Annotated in this window: 5 protein-coding genes; 4 read left to right on the top strand and 1 reads right to left on the bottom strand. The window is 66.1% G+C overall.

Annotated elements, in window-relative coordinates; translation table 11 throughout:
* The 4 genes from AC1VAN_RS18070 to AC1VAN_RS18085 all read left to right on the top strand — a co-directional run.
* Window positions 1-474 (top strand): prolipoprotein diacylglyceryl transferase (locus tag AC1VAN_RS18070; protein WP_480986365.1); only part of this gene is annotated, 474 nt, incomplete at its 5' end.
* Complete coding sequence (locus AC1VAN_RS18075) at window positions 471-1,265, top strand: thymidylate synthase (RefSeq protein ID WP_033830389.1); 795 nt, start codon at window positions 471-473, stop codon at window positions 1,263-1,265. The genes AC1VAN_RS18070 and AC1VAN_RS18075, both read left to right, overlap by 4 nt.
* Complete coding sequence (locus tag AC1VAN_RS18080) at window positions 1,262-1,825, top strand: hypothetical protein (RefSeq protein WP_032974939.1); 564 nt, start codon at window positions 1,262-1,264, stop codon at window positions 1,823-1,825. The genes AC1VAN_RS18075 and AC1VAN_RS18080 overlap by 4 nt, the downstream gene beginning before the upstream one ends.
* Window positions 1,826-1,837: 12 nt before the next feature.
* Window positions 1,838-2,329, top strand: coding sequence for a dihydrofolate reductase (locus AC1VAN_RS18085; protein WP_442252177.1), 492 nt, complete (start codon window positions 1,838-1,840; stop codon window positions 2,327-2,329).
* A 48-nt stretch (window positions 2,330-2,377) separates the two neighbouring features.
* Here AC1VAN_RS18085 and AC1VAN_RS18090 read toward each other — a convergent pair.
* A partial coding sequence (locus tag AC1VAN_RS18090; RefSeq protein WP_480986366.1) for a DUF1287 domain-containing protein occupies window positions 2,378-2,581 on the bottom strand: 204 nt, incomplete at its 5' end.

A 2,581-nucleotide genomic window follows, 5' to 3' on the forward strand; every position in this document is an offset into this window, starting at 1 on the left:
GGCCGCATCGGCAACTTCATCGGCGCCGAGCTGTGGGGCAAGTACACCGACGGCAGCTGGGGCGTGGTGTTCCCTTCCGGCCTGCCGGCACCGTTGAACCAGCTCGACCACGCCACCCTGCAGTCGCAGTTCGCCAGCGGTGCGCTCAACCAGTTCGCGCGCCATCCGTCGCAGCTGTATGAAGCGCTGCTGGAAGGGCTGGTGATGTTCGCGGTGTTGTGGACGGTGTCGGCCAAGCCGCGCCATCGCTATCTCATTGGCGGCCTGTTCGCGCTGCTGTATGGCATCTTCCGCTTCGCCGTCGAGTTCGTGCGCATGCCCGACAACGGCGTCTACGTGGCCTTCGGCTGGCTGACCAAGGGCCAGATCCTGTGCGTGCCGCTGATCGCCTTCGGCCTGGTGCTGCTGGTGATGTCGCGCCGCGCGCCGGTGCTGCAGCCGCAGCCGCTGGTGACGGCGGAGGGCAGGGCATGAAGGCCTACCTGGACCTGCTCTCGCACGTGCTCGAACACGGCGCGGAGAAGAGCGACCGCACCGGTACCGGCACCCGCAGCGTGTTCGGCTGGCAGATGCGCTTCAACCTCAACGACGGCTTCCCGCTGGTCACCACCAAGAAGCTGCACCTGCGCTCGATCATCCACGAGCTGCTGTGGTTCCTGAAGGGCGATACCAACATCGGTTACCTCAAGGACAACCAGGTGCGCATCTGGGACGAGTGGGCCGACGAGAACGGCGACCTCGGCCCGGTGTACGGCAAGCAGTGGCGCAGCTGGGCCACGGCCGACGGCGGCCAGATCGACCAGATGCAGTGGCTGGTGGACGAGATCAAGCGTAATCCGGATTCGCGGCGGCTGGTGGTCAGTGCCTGGAACGTGGGCGAGCTCTCGCAGATGGCGTTGATGCCGTGCCACAACCTGTTCCAGTTCTACGTGGTCGACGGCAAGCTCAGCTGCCAGCTSTACCAGCGCAGTGGCGACATCTTCCTCGGCGTACCGTTCAACATCGCCAGCTACGCACTGCTGACCCACATGGTGGCCCAGGCCACCGGCCTGGGCGTCGGCGATTTCGTGCACACGCTGGGCGACGCGCACCTGTATTCGAACCACTTCGAGCAGGCCCGCGAGCAGCTGTCGCGTGAACCGCGCGCGCTGCCGACGCTGTGGTTGAACCCGGAGGTGACCGATCTGTTCGGCTTCCAGTTCGATGACATCCGCATTGATGGCTACGATCCGCATCCGGCGATCAAGGCGCCGGTGGCGGTATGAGCGCGCGCCCACGCGTTGCGGCGCTGCTGGCGTTGGCTGGCCTGGCGCCGCTGAGCCTGGTGCAGGCGGCGCCTGCAGACACCCTCGCATTGGCCCGGCAGGTCAACGAGCAGATCGTGCACAAGCACATGCGCGGGGAATTGCAGCGCTTCGTCCGGACGCTCGATGGCAGCGCGCCACTGCCCAGCGACATGCCGGCCGGCTGCCAGGCACAGATGCGCGAAGCGGTGACCGGCATGTACGCGGCGATGGCCGAACACCTGAAGGCTGGCATCGAAGAACCCGCCTATCAGCATGAGCTTGAGCAGCGCCTGGCGGTGGTCTATTCCAGCAAGGATCTGCAGGGATTCCTGGCGCGCAGCGGCAGCACCGACGTTGCCACGCTGTCCAGGGACATCCTGTCGGGACCGGGCCTGAAGGAGATCGAGGACGCGCAGATGGACAGGATCCTCGAAGGCCTGGACGAGAATTCCACGTCGAACCCGGCGCTGGCTGCGGCGCTGCGCGCGGCCAGTGCCGCCAACGAGGCCTGTACACGCCTGCAGATCGACGCCGGCTGAGGAGGCCGCACCATGAAACTTTCGATGATCGTTGCACTGGATCGCAATCGTGGCATCGGCCAGGGCAACGCCATGCCCTGGCACCTGCCGGACGACTTCAGGCACTTCAAGGCGTTGACCCTGGGCAAGCCGATCCTGATGGGGCGCAGGACCGCCGAATCGATTGGCCGCGTGCTGCCCGGCCGAACGAACCTGGTGCTGACCCGCAGCGGCCAGGTGCCGTTCGAGGGCATGCGCGCGGTGGCCTCGCTGGACGAGGCGAAAGCGATTGCAGAGGGCGAGGGCGCCAGCGAGCTGTGCATCATTGGTGGCGGCGAGATCTTCCGCCAGCTGCTGGACCAGGCCAGTGATCTGTACCTGACCTGGGTGGATGCCGAAGTACCGGCCGATACCCATTTCCCGGAGGTGGATGAGCGCTTCTGGCAGGAGGTGGCCAGTGAGCCGCACGCGGCCGATGAGCGTCACGCCTACGCGTTCCGCTTCGTGCATTACGTCCGCCGCTGAGCGCGGCGTCCTGTAGAGCCCGGCCGTGCTCGGCTCTACAGGATCGTTCTACGGCATCCGGTAGTGGCCGATGATGGTGTGCTGGAACAGCAGGTTCTCTTCCCGCGTACCGCGCGCGATGTTGTGCAGTACCAGCGGCGTGCCGTAGGCCAAGCGCCGGTCGGAAACGATGCCTACGTGCAGCAGGCCGTTGCCGTTGAGCTTCCAGGCCACGATGTCGCCGGCAGCGAAGTCGCTGGGAAGGGCTCTGAT

The organism is Stenotrophomonas sp. 05L44_2, from assembly GCF_056665995.1.